The 15,797-nt window shown below is 64.8% G+C and carries 6 protein-coding genes; all 6 read right to left on the reverse strand.

The features are described 5' to 3' along the window. On the reverse strand, positions 1 to 2,258 hold a 2,258-nt coding region (locus ACD584_RS21355; protein WP_076036885.1), incomplete at its 3' end, for a methyl-accepting chemotaxis protein. A 739-nt stretch (positions 2,259 to 2,997) separates the two neighbouring features. Beyond that, complete coding sequence (locus ACD584_RS21360; protein ID WP_116923871.1) at positions 2,998 to 5,469, reverse strand: methyl-accepting chemotaxis protein; 2,472 nt, start codon at positions 5,467 to 5,469, stop codon at positions 2,998 to 3,000. An 88-nt stretch (positions 5,470 to 5,557) separates the two neighbouring features. Continuing rightward, on the reverse strand, positions 5,558 to 7,804 hold the full coding sequence (locus tag ACD584_RS21365; RefSeq protein ID WP_076036886.1) for a methyl-accepting chemotaxis protein: 2,247 nt from the start codon (positions 7,802 to 7,804) through the stop codon (positions 5,558 to 5,560). A 465-nt stretch (positions 7,805 to 8,269) separates the two neighbouring features. Continuing rightward, positions 8,270 to 10,528 carry a methyl-accepting chemotaxis protein gene (locus ACD584_RS21370; RefSeq protein ID WP_076036887.1) on the reverse strand — a complete coding sequence of 753 codons (2,259 nt, stop codon included), beginning with the start codon at positions 10,526 to 10,528 and terminating at the stop codon, positions 8,270 to 8,272. A 231-nt stretch (positions 10,529 to 10,759) separates the two neighbouring features. Then, entirely contained in the window at positions 10,760 to 13,549 is a 2,790-nt protein-coding gene (locus tag ACD584_RS21375) for a methyl-accepting chemotaxis protein (RefSeq protein WP_175611642.1), read from the reverse strand. 59 nt (positions 13,550 to 13,608) lie between these two features. Further along, positions 13,609 to 15,780 (reverse strand): methyl-accepting chemotaxis protein, encoded by a 2,172-nt coding sequence (locus ACD584_RS21380; protein ID WP_175611643.1) that lies wholly within the window; start codon positions 15,778 to 15,780, stop codon positions 13,609 to 13,611. Between the last annotated feature and the right edge of the window lie 17 nt (positions 15,781 to 15,797).

Genomic DNA, 15,797 nt, shown 5'->3' on the forward strand with positions numbered 1-15,797 from the left:
TAGAACTCCTGCCAGTCGGACTGATCGGCAGTGGTGGCAGGTGCGGTGCGCACCGGGCGCGGCGCTGCAGCTGCCACGGTGGTACGCGCCGCCGGGCGTGCGGCGGAGCGGGCATTGCCCGGTGCGCTGGCAATGGCCGAGAGCTGGCGTGCCACCGGTGCCTGCGCGGCGAGCTTGAACACGGCCACCGTTTCGGTGAGCTGCTGGGCCTGTTCTTCCATCGCGCGGGCGGCGGCGGTGGCTTCTTCCACCAGCGCGGCGTTCTGCTGCGTGGTTTCGTCCATCTGGGTCACGGTCTGGTTGACCTGCTCGATGCCCGAATACTGCTCCTGCGAGGCAGAGGAAATCTCGCCCATGATGTTGGTCACGCGCTGCACGCTGGCCACGATATCGGCCATGGTGGTGCCGGCCTGATCGACCAGCGCCGCGCCCTGGGTAACCTTGCCCACCGAATCATCGATGAGGTGCTTGATCTCCTTGGCCGCACCGGCCGAACGCTGGGCGAGGGTGCGCACTTCAGAAGCCACCACCGCAAAGCCGCGGCCTTGTTCGCCGGCGCGCGCCGCTTCCACCGCGGCATTCAAGGCCAGGATGTTGGTCTGGAAGGCAATGCCGTCGATGACGCTGATGATCTCGGCAATCTTCTTGGAAGAGCCCTGGATGTCGGCCATGGTGGTGACCACCTTGGCGACGACTTCGCCACCTTGCGAGGCCACGGCCGCGGCGCCGATGGCGAGCTGATTGGCCTGGCTGGCGTGCTCGGCGTTCTGCTTCACCGTGGAAGTGAGTTCTTCCATGGAGGCGGCGGTTTCTTCCAGATTGGCGGCCTGCTGCTCGGTGCGCTGCGACAGATCCTGGTTGCCCGAGGCGATTTCGCTGGAGGCCAGGCCGATTGCATCGGCGGCATGCTGGATGCGGCCGACGATGCTGGCCAGCTGTTCGGCGGTGGCATTGGCGTCGTCGCGCATCTGTGCGAACACGCCCTGGTACTGGCCGGTCATGCGTGCGGTGAGGTCGCCGGCGGCGATCGACTGCAACAGGCTGGACAGCGATTGCAGGTTGCCGTCGGCAGTGGACATCAAGGTGTTGAGGCTCTGCACCATCAGGCGGAAGTCGAACTGGAACTTGTCGGCATCGCCGCGTGCGGTGAAGTCGCCGCTGGCCGCGGCCTGCGCCAGGTGCTTGATCTGCTGGTTCATGGTGGACAGGTTGGTCTTGACCTGATCCATCGCCGCGGTGATGGCGGCCTTTTCGCCGGGCAGGCGCGGCATGTCTTCGCTCAGGTCGCCGATGGCGTAGCGCTCCACCAGGTGGATGGTCTGCATCTTCACCTTGATGTGGCTGGCCACCAGTTCGTTGGTGTCGCTGGCCATGCGGCCGAAGTCACCGGGGAATGCGGCGGCATCCATGCGGAAGCTGATCTGGCCTTCTTCGTGGCGCTTGGCCATGTTGAGCTGTGCGGTGATCAGGTTGCGCACCTGGCTCTGCATGCGGTCCATGGCGTGCAGCAGACGGCCGGTTTCATCGTTGGCGGTGCTGCGCACATCGTTGTCGAGAGACCCGTTGGCGATCGCCTCGGCAGCCAGCGTGGCCTGGCTGAGCGGGCGCACCAGGCTGCGGGTGATCATCCAGCCGAGCAAGCCACTGAACAACAGCACGGCAATGCCGCCGCCGATCAACATGGCGCGGCCACGTGCCATTGCGGCGGTGGCGTCTTCATAGGCGGTCTTGGCGCGCTTGCGCTGCAGTGCCGAATACTCGGCCAGGGCGCTCTGCCACGCTTCGGTGGCGGGGGCGGCTTGCTGCATCAGCATGGCCAGCGCTTCGTCGGATTTGGAGGCGAGCCCCAGTTCGGCCACTTGCGCGTTGGCCTTGGCGGCAGCGGCGCTGGCCGCATCGATCTTGTCGCGGATGGTCTGGGCTTCCGGCGATGCCGAAAACACGTACAAGGTCTGGCGGGTCTGTTCGTAGGCCTTTGCACGGTCCTTGATCAGGGCCGCAAAGCGCAGATTGTCTTCCTGCGAAGTGGGCAGTACCAGGTTGCGCAGCTGCACGGCGATTACCGAGGTGTCGTCGGTCATGTCCTGCAGGTGCTGCATGATCGTGATGTTGCGGTTGACCACGGTGTCCAACCGTTCGCGTGCCTGCGCCAGCGTGTAGAGGCCCGCAGCCACCAGGGCGCAGGACAACAGGATCAGTGTGCCGAAGGCAAAGCTCAGGCGCGTGCCCACGTTGTAGCGTTGAAGGAAAGCGATCATTTCGGGTCTCAAGCAGGTGGCATGGGAGGGCGGTAGCGCCCTGGCCAGGCACGCGTAGGGGAGGCGCGGCTGTCCGGAGCTGGGCAGACGTGGCGGCTGGGGCAGGAGTGTGCGGTGTGCACGTCATGCCGCGCCGGTGCGCGTTTGCTTGTGTCCGGTAACGGCGCTGCGCTTGAGCACTGAACAGTCGTGACCGTTTCCATATGGTTCAGCGTCACGGAGGTGAGCTGCGTGTGTAGATCGCTGCCGAAATGCCGTGTTTTCAGGCGTTTTCAGGGTGAGCGCTGCAATGGCTGTGCACGCAGTGCTCACGACGCGCATCACGGTTTGGTTGCCGCTGCTTGGGCAAGGGGCGGCGTCACGAGGCCTGGGCGGGTGCGCTGCCGATGCGCACGCGGTGGCGTAACCGCACCTGCAATGGTGCTGCAGCAATTGCAGCTGTCGCGGCACACGCCGGTAGGAACCGCAGTGCCCGTGTCACGAAGGGCAGGGGTGGCATGCGTGTTGGCGTGTTGGCGTCTGTGCAAATGATCCGAAGTGCGCCTCAGACCAAACAAGGCTTGCCCTGCGCAGCCGGCTTGATGCGATCGCGCCGGCGCTGTGCTGCGCGTTGCGCTTTAACGCAAGCGGCCCGGCCTTGCTGCAGGCCGGGCCGACTATGAAGGTGATGCGGCTGGAATGCCGGTCATCGGGAGGAAGCAACTGCCAACGCTCGCTTTGCAAGCGCCGGCAGCGTGGCTCAGGCCGCGCGCCCCAGTACCGGCCGTGCCGATGCGGCCTGCAGGCGGAACACCGAGACCGCATCGCGCAGCTGCTGGGCCTGTTCTTCCATCGCGCGGGCGGCGGCGGTGGCTTCTTCCACCAGCGCGGCGTTCTGCTGGGTGGCCTGGTCCATCTGGGTGATGGTCTGGCCCACCTGCTCGATACCCTGCGACTGCTGCTGCGAAGCAGCGGAGATCTCGCCCATGATGTCGGTCACGCGCTGCACCGAGCTGACGATTTCCTGCATGGTCTGGCCGGCCTGTCCCACCAATTGGTTGCCGTGTTCGACCCGCTGTACCGAATCTTCGATCAGCTGCTTGATCTCCTTCGCCGCACCGGCCGAGCGCTGCGCCAGCGTGCGCACTTCACTGGCCACCACCGCAAAGCCACGGCCCTGTTCGCCGGCACGCGCAGCTTCCACCGCGGCGTTCAGTGCCAGGATATTGGTCTGGAAGGCGATGCCGTCGATCACAGAGATGATGTCGGCGATCTTCTTCGACGCTGCCTGGATGCCGGCCATGGTGCCGACTACCTGGCTCACCATCTCGCCACCTTGCGACGCCACCTGCGCCGCACCCAGCACCAGCTGATTGGCGTGGCGTGCGTGGTCGGCATTGTTGCGCACGGTGGAGGTGAGTTCCTCCATGGACGCGGCGGTTTCTTCCAGGTTGGCGGCCTGCTGCTCGGTGCGCTGCGACAGGTCCTGATTGCCAGAGGCAATTTCACTGGCGGCATCGTTGATGGTGTCGGTGGAGCGCTGGATGCGGCCCACGATATCGGCCAGCTGGCTCACCGTGGCGTTGGCGTCGTCGCGCATGCGTGCAAACACGCCATGGAACTCGCCCTGCATGCGCGTGGTGAGGTCGCCGGCCGCGATGGCCCGCAACACGGCAGACAAGGCTTCCAGGTTGCCATCGGCAGTGGCCATCAAGGTGTTGAGGCTCTCCACCATGGCGCGGAAGTCGTACTGGAAGCGTTGTGCATCGCCACGCACGCTGAAGTCGCCGTTGGCCGCGGCCTGCGCCAGCAAGTTGATTTCGGTATTCATCGCCGAGAGGTTGGCCTTCACCATGTCCATGGTGTCGGTCAGCACGGCCTTTTCGCCGGGCAGGCGCTGCATGTCCTGGCTCAAATCGCCGATGGCATAGCGCGACATGATCTGCGCCAGCTGCATCTTCACTGCGATATGCGAGCCGACCAAGGCGTTGGTGTCGCGCACCATGGTGCCGTAGTCGCCGGGGAAGCTGTCGGCGTCCATGCGGTAGCTGATCTGGCCAGCGTCGTGGCGCTGCGCCATCTCCGATTGCGCTGCCAGCACGCGCTGGAGCTGCTCCTGCATCTTGCGCATATTGTCCAGCAGCTGGCCGGTTTCATCCTGGCTGGGCGGCACGATGTGTTCGTCCAGCTGGCCGCGGGCAATCTGCGCAGCCACGCTGGCGGCGCGCCGCACGTTGCGGGTGAGGGCGGAGAGCGTGTACCAGCACAGGCCGGCGATCAGCAAGGCCAGCACCGACAAGCCGGCAATGGCTTGCCACATCGCATTGCGTGCCGCAGCCAGGTGACGCTCGGATTGCCGTTGCAGGGCTTGCAGCGAGACGCTGCTGAGTTGTTGCATCGCCTGGCCCACCGCATCCAGTGCCGCATTCCACTGCACGTCTGCCTGGGCATCGTTGCCGTCCAGGGCAGCGCTCAATGCGGCGAGCGCGGTCTTGGCCTGGGTTGCCTCGGTCTGCGCTGCGGCTGCCAGCGCGGGGTCGGGCTGCTCCAGCAAGCCCATCGCCTTTTCCAGCTCATGGCGGAAACGGGCATGGTTGCGTTGCAGCTGGCCCAGCTGCTCACGCAGCATGGCGGTGCTTTCGCCGGCCTGCGATGGGTCGCTGGCGGCATCCAGCCGGGTCAGCGACTCGGTTGCGTCCGGGCTGTAGATCAGGGTGGCCACCACCAGGTGGTAGCTCTCGATATAGGGGGTGTAGACCAATTGGCTGTCATCGCGCATTGCATCCAGTGCGGCGAAGGCGTGTTCGCTTAGACCGGTGTAGGCCGCTGCATCCTTGCCGGCGCTGCGCTGCTGCAAGGCGGTGAGTGCCTTCTGGCTGCGCTCGAACCCTTCCAGCGTGGCGGTGGTGGTCAGCAAGGCCTGCAGATCGTTGTCTGCGCGTGTTGCGGCCGCGGTGGCGGCGTCACCGCTATCCACATGTTCGGCGTGCAGGTCGGTGATCAGCCCCAGCATCCTGGCCAATGGCCCATAGCTGCGCAGTTCATTGCTGCTGATGGTGACGCTCTCATTGAGCTTGCCGCTATACAGCACCACCGGGATGACCAGGCCGACCAGGGCCAGCACCCCGATCAGACCGAGTTTGCGGCTGATACCCAGGTCATCCCATCGGTGCGTCCAGCGACGTGGGCATGGGAGAGCGGGCTTGGACGACAGCGCGGGCGACGTGGTCATGAAGAATTCTCGTAGGCGTACGCAGCGTATCGGCGGCGCCCGGTTGCCCTTGAGCCAGCCGGCCTGGAGGCCGGCTGGCTTCATTCAGTCAGAATTCCTGCCAGCTGGCCTCGTTGCTGGCAGTGGTGACGACGGCGCGTGGCTTGGACGCCGGTGTGCGGCCGGCAGCGACCACTTTCGCCTTGATCGCCGGGGTGACCGCCGGGCGTGACGCCTGCTGCAGCGGTGCGGCCACATAGCCGGCGTCGGTCTTGAACACGGCCACTGCTTCGGTGAGCTGCACGGCCTGTTCCTCCAGCGAGCGCGCAGCGGCAGTGGCTTCTTCCACCAGCGCGGCGTTCTGTTGGGTGGTCTCGTCCATCTGGGTGATGGTCTGGTTGACCTGCTCAATGCCGGCCGACTGCTCCTGCGAAGCCGCGGAGATCTCGCCCATGATGTCGGTGACGCGCTGCACGCTGGCCACCACTTCGCCCATGGTCTTGCCGGCGGTGTGCACCAGTGCGGAGCCTTCGGCCACGCGCTGCACCGAGTCGTCGATGAGGTCCTTGATCTCCTTGGCGGCGCCCGAGGAGCGCTGCGCAAGCGTGCGCACTTCCGATGCCACCACCGCAAACCCGCGGCCTTGCTCGCCGGCACGTGCCGCTTCCACCGCAGCGTTCAAGGCAAGGATGTTGGTCTGGAAGGCAATGCCGTCGATGACGGAGATGATGTCGGCGATCTTCTTCGACGAGGCTTCGATGCCGGTCATGGTCTCGACCACCTTAGCAACCACGTCGCCACCTTGCGCAGCCACGCTGGCCGCACCGATGGCCAGCTGATTGGCCTGGCGCGCACCTTCGGCGTTCTGCTTGACGGTGGAGGTGAGCTCTTCCATCGAAGCCGCGGTTTCTTCCAGATTGGCGGCCTGCTGTTCGGTGCGTTGCGACAAGTCCTGGTTGCCGGCCGCAATTTCGCTGGCCGCACCCTTGATCGACACTGCCGAGGTCTTGATGCTGCCGACAATCTCGGCCAGCTGCGTGGCAGTCGCATTGGCGTCATCGCGCATCTGCGCGAACACGCCGCGGAATTCGCCACTCATGCGTGCGGTGAGGTCGCCGGCGGCGATCGACTGCAACAGGCTCGAGAGCGACTGCAGGTTGCCATCGGCGGTGGACATCAAGGTGTTGAGGCTGTCCACCATCACCCGGAAGTCGTACTGGAAGCGCTCGGCATCGCCGCGTGCGCTGAAGTCGCCGTTGGCGGCGGACTGCGCCAGGTGCTTGATTTCGTGGTTCATCGCAGACAGGTTGACCTTGACCTGCGCCATCGTCTCGGTGAGCACGGCCTTTTCGCCGGGCAGCTTGTCCATGTCTTCGCTGAGATCACCAATCGCATAGCGGCCCATGATCTGCGCCAGGCGCATCTTCACTGCGATGTGCGAGCCCACCAGATTGTTGGTGTCGTGCGCCATGCGGCCGTAGTCGCCGGGGAATGCGGAGGCATCGATGCGGAAGCTGATCTGACCATCGTCATGGCGCTTGGCCATGTCGGTCTGTGCGGTGATCAGGTTGCGCAACTGGTCCTGCATCTTGCTCATTGCCTTGAGCAGACGTCCGCTTTCGTCCGTGGCTTGCGTATCGACATCGTTGTCGAGCTTGCCGCCGGCAATCGATTCGGCTGCGCGGGTGGCACGGCTCAGCGGCTGGGTCAGGCTGCGGGTGATCAACAGGCCCAGCGCACCACTGAGCAGCACCACCAGCACCGTGCCGGCCACCAGCATCTTGCGCGAGTCATCCATCGACTGCAGCGCAACCGCCGAGGCCTCGGACGCCAGCTTGTCCTGCAGGATGATGTTCTCGTTGATCTTGTCCTGCCAGCGCTGCAACGCTGGTGCTGCCTTGGTCTGTAACAGGGCGAGGGCTTCGTCCTGCTTGTTGGCCAATCCGAGCTCGACCACCTTGTCGTTGAACCCCTTGACCTCGGCGCGGAGGCCATCGATCTGGTCGCGGATGGCCTGTCCCTGTGGGTTGGTGGGCATTGCATACAAGGTGTCGCGCGCCTTGGTGTAGTCGGCACGTGCCTGCTTGAACGCTTCCACGAACTGTTGGTTCTCCTGGCTGGTGTTGGGCAGCACGATGTTGCGAATCAGGACGGCAATGGCGTAGTTGGCATTGACCATGTCGTTGGAGAGACGGATCTTCACCATGTTTTGATTGACGATCGCATCCACCAGTGTCCGCGCAGAGCTCAGACCCCGGTAACCGATCAGGGCGATGGCTGCTGACAGCAGGATCAATACTGCGAAAGCAGCGGTTAGCCGTCGGCCGACGTTGTAGCGTTGCAGGAGTGCATTCATGACAAGTATCCAGTGAGACGAGGCGAAGGGTGTTGTCGCATGCGCGGCCGATGGGGTCGTTCCACGCGCTGCTATGGGCAATAGCGGCCTCCGCCTGTCAGAACTGAATACCTGTATGCCAAAAATTGCATAACTACGGTTATGCAAATGAAGCCTAAAACTGCTTTAGGGATGGCAACTTACGCCGGAAGCGTTACCAAGCGATCGCGACCGAAGCGCTGCGATGTAGATTCTGGCGAGCTCGACAAGCGCATGGAGCTCATTGCGCCGCGTTGCCGCCGGCACGAACAATCCACCGTTGCCAACGCCAGGCGCCTGAGGCGCGTGCTTGATGGAGAGTGCTCAACACGCGTGTCCCATGACGCTGCGCACTGCAGGAATGCGGCAAACCGAGCAAAAGAAAAGCCGCGTTTCCATCAGAAACGCGGCTTGGTCTTGTCAGCACTGACGTTGCGGCTGGGGCGCTTAAAACTCCGCCCAATCCGATTCGTTCGAGGTCGTCACCGCCCGCGGCGCGGCACGCACCACCGGCTTGCTCGGCTTGGCGAGGGCAGCGGCCTTGGCAACAGGGCGGGCCACTGCGGCTTGCGCACGTACCACCGGCATCGCACGCGTCACCGATTCGAGTTCGGTGGACAGGCGGAACAGCGCCACCGCTTCGGTGAGCTGCTGTGCCTGGTCTTCCATCGAACGCGCCGCAGCGGTGGCTTCTTCCACCAACGCTGCGTTTTGCTGCGTGGCTTCGTCCATCTGCGTCACGGTCTGGTTGACCTGCTCGATGCCGGCCGACTGTTCCTGCGAGGCGGCGGAGATCTCGCTCATGATGTCGGTCACGCGCTGCACCGAAGAGACGATTTCGCTCATGGTGGTGCCGGCCTGGTGGACCAGCGCCGAGCCTTCGGCCACCTTGCTGACCGAGTCGTCGATCAAGCCCTTGATCTCCTTGGCCGCGCCAGCCGAGCGCTGCGCCAGCGTGCGCACTTCACTGGCCACCACGGCAAAGCCGCGGCCCTGTTCGCCGGCACGCGCGGCTTCCACCGCGGCATTCAAGGCCAGGATGTTGGTCTGGAACGCGATGCCGTCGATGACGCTGATGATCTCGGCGATCTTCTTCGAAGAAGTCTCGATGCCGGACATGGTGGTGACCACCTGGCCGACCACGCTGCCGCCATGCGACGCCACATCGGCCGCACCGATCGCCAGCTGATTGGCCTGGCGGGCGTGTTCGGCGTTCTGCTTGACGGTGGAGGTGAGCTCTTCCATCGAGGCAGCGGTCTCTTCCAGGTTGGCGGCCTGCTGCTCGGTGCGCTGCGACAGATCCTGGTTGCCGGCGGCGATTTCGCTGGCGGCAGTGTTGATGGTCAGCGTGGAATGCTTGATGCGGCCGACGATGTCGGTCAGGCGCTGCACAGTGGCGTTGGCGTCATCGCGCAGACGTGCGAACACGCCGTGGAATTCGCCATCCATGCGTGCGGTGAGGTCGCCATCGGCCACGGCGCCGAGCAGCTGCGAGAGCTTGCCCAGGTTGCGGTCGCTGACTTCCATCATCGAATTCAGATCGGCCACCATCACCGCGAAGTCGTACTTGAAGCGCGCGGCATCGCCACGTGCGCTGAAGTCGCCGGCCGCGGCGGCCTGTGCCAGCTGTTTGATTTCGGTGTTGATCGACAGCAGGCTGGCCTTGGCGGCGTCCATGGCTTCGTGCAGCACGGCGCGGCTGCCGGGCAGGCGGCGCGCGTCTTCGGTGAGGTCGCCCTGGGCGTACTGGTTGAGGATGCGCACCGAATCGATGATGGCGTCCAGGTGCTCGAAGATCATCGTGTTGATGCCGCCGGCCAGCGTGCCATACACGCCGGGGAAATCTTCCGGCATGCGGTGGGTGATGTCTTCAGCGGCATGCAGGTGCGACATGCGCGCGGTCTCGTCGGAGAAGCGGCGCAGCATCTGGGTCATGCGGCCGGTGGCCTCGAGCATCTGGCCGATTTCATCGTTGCTGGTCTTGCCGACCTGCACGCTCAGATCGCCACGCGAGACCGCCTGGATGGCACCCAGCGCCCTGGACAGCGGGGTGGTGATGCTGCGGGCGATCAGCCAACCGAAGGTGACCGACAGTGCGGCCATCAGCAGCGTGCCGAGCAGCAGTACCGCACTGGTGAACTTGAACGATGCTGCGCTGGCGGTGACCATGTCGCCGAGCGCCTTGGACTGCTGCGCGTACATCTTGTCGACCGAGGCAAACAGTTCCTTGCGGATCTCACCGGACTGCTTGCGCGAGAATTCCATTGCGGCGGCGCGGTCTGGGTCTGCATAGAGCTTACGCAGCTGCTGGTTGGCCGCGAAGTAGCGTGCGCTGGCATCGGTCAGCTTGGCGTACTCGGCCTTCAACGGCGAGGCGGCGCCGATCTTGCTATCCAGGACCTTCTGCGTTTCGACGTATTTGGCCTGGATCTCGTCCATGCGCTTGAAGAACATCGCATAGCGTTCCGGATCTTCCAGATTGACGAACTGGCCCACTTCATACACGCGGAATTCGCCGGCGAAACCACGCAATTCGGAGAGGCGGCTCAGCACCGGCACCACGTCCTGATTGATCAGGTCGGTTTCCTGCTGCATCTGCTTCATGCGTGAAAAGCCGAGTCCACCCAGCAGGGCGGTCAGCACGGCACTCAGGCAGAAGGCGATCATCAGCTTGCGGCGGATGGGCCAATCGTTGAACTTGTTCATTCCTCACTCCAGGGTGTTGCGCAGAGACAATGTCCTGGTTGCTAACGGCCCGTGTCCTGGATTCTTTACGCGCGGTGCCTGAACGCTGCATCGCAGCAGATGGTCTTTCCAGGGCCAGGGACGGTGAGTCGTTGCGATGTTGTCGTTCGCCGCTTGGAGGAGCAGGGGAGGCTTGGCCTTGCCGGCAATCGAGATGTCCGCTGCTGCTGGCCGAAGCGAACGGCCAGCCAGTCAGAAGTTCTGCCACTGTTCCTTGTTGCTTTGGCATGCGGCTGACGCTTTGGCCGGCTCTGCTGCGGGTGTGCGTGCGTGCTTGACGGATGCCGATGCGCGCGCCGCCGTTGCCGGAGAGACCGCTGCGCGACGCGGCAAAGAAACAGGCGCAGTCGTCGTCGCGGTAGTGCCCAGTTTGAACACCGCCACCGCATCGCTGAGCTGGCCGGCCTGTTCTTCCATCGCACGGGCGGCGGCAGTGGCTTCTTCCACCAGGGCGGCGTTTTGCTGGGTAGCCTCGTCCATCTGGTTGACGGTGAGGTTGACCTGCTCGATCCCCGCAGACTGTTCTTGCGAGGCGGCGGAAATCTCCCCCATGATGTCGGTGACGCGCTGCACGCTGGCCACGATCTCGGCCATGGTGGTGCCGGCCTGGTGCACCAGCGAGGAGCCCTGCGCCACCTTGCTCACCGAATCGTCGATCAGGTGCTTGATCTCTTTGGCTGCACCGGCCGAGCGCTGGGCGAGGGTACGCACCTCACTGGCCACCACCGCAAATCCACGGCCCTGTTCGCCCGCACGCGCGGCTTCCACGGCGGCATTCAGCGCCAGAATATTGGTCTGAAACGCGATGCCGTCGATGACGCTGATGATCTCGGCGATCTTCTTCGAAGACACTTCGATGCCGGACATGGTGGTGACCACTTGCGCCACCACCTCGCCGCCATGCGAGGCGACGCTGGCCGCGCCGATTGCGAGCTGGTTGGCCTGGCGCGCGCTTTCTGCGTTCTGTTTGACGGTGGAGGTGAGCTCCTCCATCGAGGCGGCGGTTTCTTCCAGGTTGGCCGCCTGTTGTTCGGTGCGCTGCGACAGGTCGTTATTGCCGGCCGCAATTTCGCTGGCGGCTGCATTGATCTGCGTGGCCGAGGTCTGGATGCCGGAGACGATGCCGGTGAGCTGGGCCACGGTGGCATTGGCGTCGTCGCGCATGCGCGCAAACACGTCCTGGAAGTCGCCATCCATGCGCACGGTGAGGTCGCCCTCGGCCAGCGCGCTGAGCAGGCGCGAGATGCGTTCCAGCCCTTGCGCAGTGGTGTCCACCAGGTCGTTGAGCTGGCGGCCGAATTCCAGATAGAAGCCGTGCTTGTCCTGCAGCGCCAACCGCTGAGTGAAGTCGCCCAGCAACGCAGACTGCACCAGGGCGGCCACTTCGTTTTGCACCCTTACCTCGGCGCTGACATTGCGCCACAGCAGCATGCTGCCGCTGCGGCGGCCATCGCCGGCATACAGCGGGGTCATGGTGAGGTCCAGCGTCACCGGGCCGAAGGTGTAGCGCTCGGAGACGGTGGCAGTGAGTTGCTGCAGGCGCTGCGTGCGCGCCTTGCCGTCGGCATCGCTGCCGAACACGTACTCCAACGGCTGGCCGACGACCGCATCGGCGCTGAAGCCGGTCTGGCCCTTGGCGTGGAAGGCGGCTTCGCCGTGTTTGAAGGAGGTGTGCAGCGCCTCGGTGATGAATACCGCGGTGTGGTGTTCGTCGGCCAGCAGCACTTCCATCTCCGAGTGCTCCAGCGCGGTGCGGATGCGCAGGTTCTCGTTGGCGATCTGGGTGTCGCGTTCGATGCGCTGGCGCAGATCGCTCTGCATGCGCTGCATGGCGCTCAGCAGGCGGCCCACTTCGTCCTGGCGCTGAACGGCGATCTGGTTGTCCAGCTTGCCCGAGGCAATGGCATCGGCCACGCGTGCGGCGGCATCGACCGGGCGCACCACCTGGCGGCGTAGCAGCGCAAACAACGCGATGCTGAGCACCAGTGCCGAGCCCAGGCCCACCAGCAGAATCGTCCACAGCAGGCGATGCGCCTGCTGCATGATCGTGGCGTACGGCACCACCACGCCCAGTGCGAAGCGTTCCTGCGCCTGGCCGATCTGCAGCGGTACATAGGCGCTCACCGCGCCGTTCTCATCAGGCACGAAATCGACCGCGTCCTTGCCGGCCTTGATGGCATCGAGCACGGCGCGATGACGCGCGTCGGCAAAGGTCTTGCCAATCCGCGCGGTGTCGCGCGAGGCCAGCACAATGCCGCCCGGCGACAGCAGCTCGACATAGCCGCTGTCCATCGGGCGCAGCGCACCCAGCCGCTGCTGCAAGGCAGCCAGCGCGATGTCCACGGTGACCACGCCCAGGAACGTGCCGTCTTGCTGGATCGGCGTGGACAAGGTGGTCATCAGCACGGTCTTGCCGCCGATCTGGTAGTTGTACGGTTCGGCCACGGTCTGGCGGCCAAGTTCGCGCGGCTTGAGGTTCCAGTCGCCCAGGCCCGGGGTGTCGTAATCGGTGAGCGGTTCGCGCACCAGTGACTGGCCGTCGCGTCCCCAGTAGGTCATGAAGCGGCCGCTGGCGTCGTGGCCCTTGGCGCTGACGAAGGCGCTGTCTTTCGCGTCGAAGGCCTGCGCTTCCCACAAGGTGCCCATGCCGACCCACTCGGGATGGTCCTGCAGCTGGTCGTGCACCACCGCCGCGGCGGTGTCGCGGTCGATGCTGTTGTTGGCGCGCTGCACCAGCAACGTGGTGGCCACGGACTTGCCGGTGGTCAGGGCCTGCCCCAGCTCGCTGCCGATCTGCTCGGCCTGATAGCGTGCCGCGTTCTGCATGGTGGCCTGCGCCGAGGCCGTCAACGCGCTGCTGCTTTGCCAGTAGGTGATGGCGGCAGTCAGGCCGGAACACAGCAGTGCCACCACCGCCGTCCCCAGCATCAGACGATAGGCCAGGCTGGCGCCGCGACGTGGGGAAGAGAGCGTAGAGGTCATTGGGCCGATCTGCATGGTGGGGAGAAAAGCCCGCCGTGCCGGCGGGCGTGACACGTCACTCAATAACTGGCCAGCAGGGCGTCGGTGTGCTGTGCGGCGCGTGCGCGCAGCGACGGCACGGTGGCGGTGACGCGGAACGAAGACACCGCATCGTCCAGCTGCTGCGCCTGCTGCTGCATCGCATTGGCCGCAGCGGTGGCTTCTTCCACCAGCGCCGCGTTCTGCTGGGTGCTCTCATCCATCTGGGTGATGGTGAGGTTGACCTGCTCGATGCCCGCGGACTGTTCCTGCGAGGCGGCGGAGATCTCGCCCATGATGTCGGTCACGCGCTGCACCGAAGACACGATGTCGGCCATGGTCTTGCCGGCCTGGTCGACCAACGCCGCGCCCTGGGTGACCTTGCCCACCGAATCGTCGATGAGGTGCTTGATCTCTTTCGCTGCACCAGCCGAGCGCTGGGCAAGCGTGCGCACTTCACTTGCGACGACCGCAAACCCACGGCCCTGTTCGCCGGCGCGCGCCGCTTCCACCGCCGCGTTCAAGGCCAGGATGTTGGTCTGGAACGCGATACCGTCGATGACGCTGATGATCTCGGCGATCTTCTTCGACGAGGTCTGGATGCCGGACATGGTGTCCACCACCTGGCTCACGACATGGCCGCCCTGCGAGGCGACACCGGCCGCGCCGATGGCCAGCTGGTTCGCCTGGCGGGCGCTTTCGGCGTTATGCTTGACGGTGGAGGTGAGTTCCTCCATCGAGGCAGCGGTTTCTTCCAGGTTGGCGGCCTGCTGCTCGGTGCGCTGCGACAGATCGTTGTTGCCGGCAGCGATCTCGCTGGCCGAGCCGGTGATCGACTGTGCAGCCTGCTGGATGCGCCCCACGATGCCCGACAACTGCAACGCGGTGGTATTGGCATCGTCACGCATGCGTGCGAACACGCCGTGGAAGTCGCCTTCCATACGCGCGGTGAGGTCGCCTTCGGCCAGTGCAGCCAGCAGCTCGGACAGCTTGCCCAGGTTGCGGTCGCTGACGTCCATCATCGCGTTGAGGTCGTTGATCATGCGCGCGGAGTCGTGCTTGAAGCGGGTTGCATCGCCACGCTGGCTGAAGTCGCCATTGGCCGCGGCCTGCGCCAGGCGCTTGATCTCGGTGTTGATCGCCAACAGGCTGGCCTTGGCCGCGTCCATGGCTTCGTGCAGCACCGCGCGGGTGCCGGGCAGACGCGTGGCATCGCGCGACAAATCGCCTTGTGCGTATTCGTTGAGGATGCCAACCGCAGCGACGATGGCATCCAGGTGTTCGAAGATCATGGTGTTGATGCCACCGGCCAGTTCGCCGTACACACCGGGGAAATCGGTTGGCATGCGGTGGCTGATGTCTTCGCCGGCATGCTTGTGCATCATCTCCTTGGTCTGCGCGGAAAAGCGCTCCAGCGTGTGCACCATGTCGTCGGTGGCCTTGAGCATCTGGCCGATTTCGTCGTTGCCGTGCTCGTCGGTGCGCACGCTCAAATCGCCGCGTGCCACGCCCTTGATCGCGGCCAATGCGCGCGCCACCGGCCCCAGGATCGAGTTGCCGATCAGCCAGCCCACCAGCAGGTTGACCAGGACCAGCACACCGCCGGCGAAAGCCACGATGCCGGTGAATACCAGCGCCTGCGACTGGGTGTCGTCCAGGTACACGCCGGTGCCGATCACCCAGCCCCACGGCTTGTACAGCGACGCGTAAGAGGTCTTCTGCACCGGGTCCTTTTCACCGGGCTTGGCCCAGGTGTAGTCGACATACCCGCCGCCGGCCTGCGCGGCAGTGACGAAGGCCGGGAAGATGCGCTTGCCGTCCGGGCTCAGCACATCGTTCAGCGGCTTGCCGTTGAGGTCGGGGCGGGTGGGGTGCATCAGCATCACCGGCGCCTGGTCGGTGACGTAGATGTAATCCACGCCGCCGCGCGCGCGCATGGTGGAGAGCGTCGCCAGTGCGCGGCTCTTGGCGGTGTCCACGTCCATCTCGCCCTTTTCGGCGCGTTCCTGGTAGCCGTTGACCACCGCCATGGCCATCTCGATCTGGCTCTTGAGGCCATCGCGACGGGTGTCGGTGAGATCCACGTATTGCATGCGCGCGGCGATCACCGCCAACGCAATGATGCCCAGCGCCACCAGCGCCGTCTGGGCGAGGAACTTGCGCTTGAGCGGTACGTTGGCCAGCGTTTTTGCAATCGTGGTCTTGAACGTCATGACGGGTATCCAACTAG

This window comes from Xanthomonas sp. NCPPB 2922, assembly GCF_041520885.1.
Classification (GTDB): domain Bacteria; phylum Pseudomonadota; class Gammaproteobacteria; order Xanthomonadales; family Xanthomonadaceae; genus Xanthomonas; species Xanthomonas campestris.

Excerpts from the sequence above, each read along its gene's own strand:
- ACD584_RS21360 (WP_116923871.1), bottom strand. The coding sequence starts at position 5,469 with ATGACCACGTCGCCCGCGCTGTCGTCCAAGCCCGCTCTCCCATGCCCA.
- ACD584_RS21365 (WP_076036886.1), bottom strand. The coding sequence starts at position 7,804 with ATGAATGCACTCCTGCAACGCTACAACGTCGGCCGACGGCTAACCGCT.
- ACD584_RS21370 (WP_076036887.1), bottom strand. The coding sequence starts at position 10,528 with ATGAACAAGTTCAACGATTGGCCCATCCGCCGCAAGCTGATGATCGCC.
- ACD584_RS21375 (WP_175611642.1), bottom strand. The coding sequence starts at position 13,549 with ATGACCTCTACGCTCTCTTCCCCACGTCGCGGCGCCAGCCTGGCCTAT.
- ACD584_RS21380 (WP_175611643.1), bottom strand. The coding sequence starts at position 15,780 with ATGACGTTCAAGACCACGATTGCAAAAACGCTGGCCAACGTACCGCTC.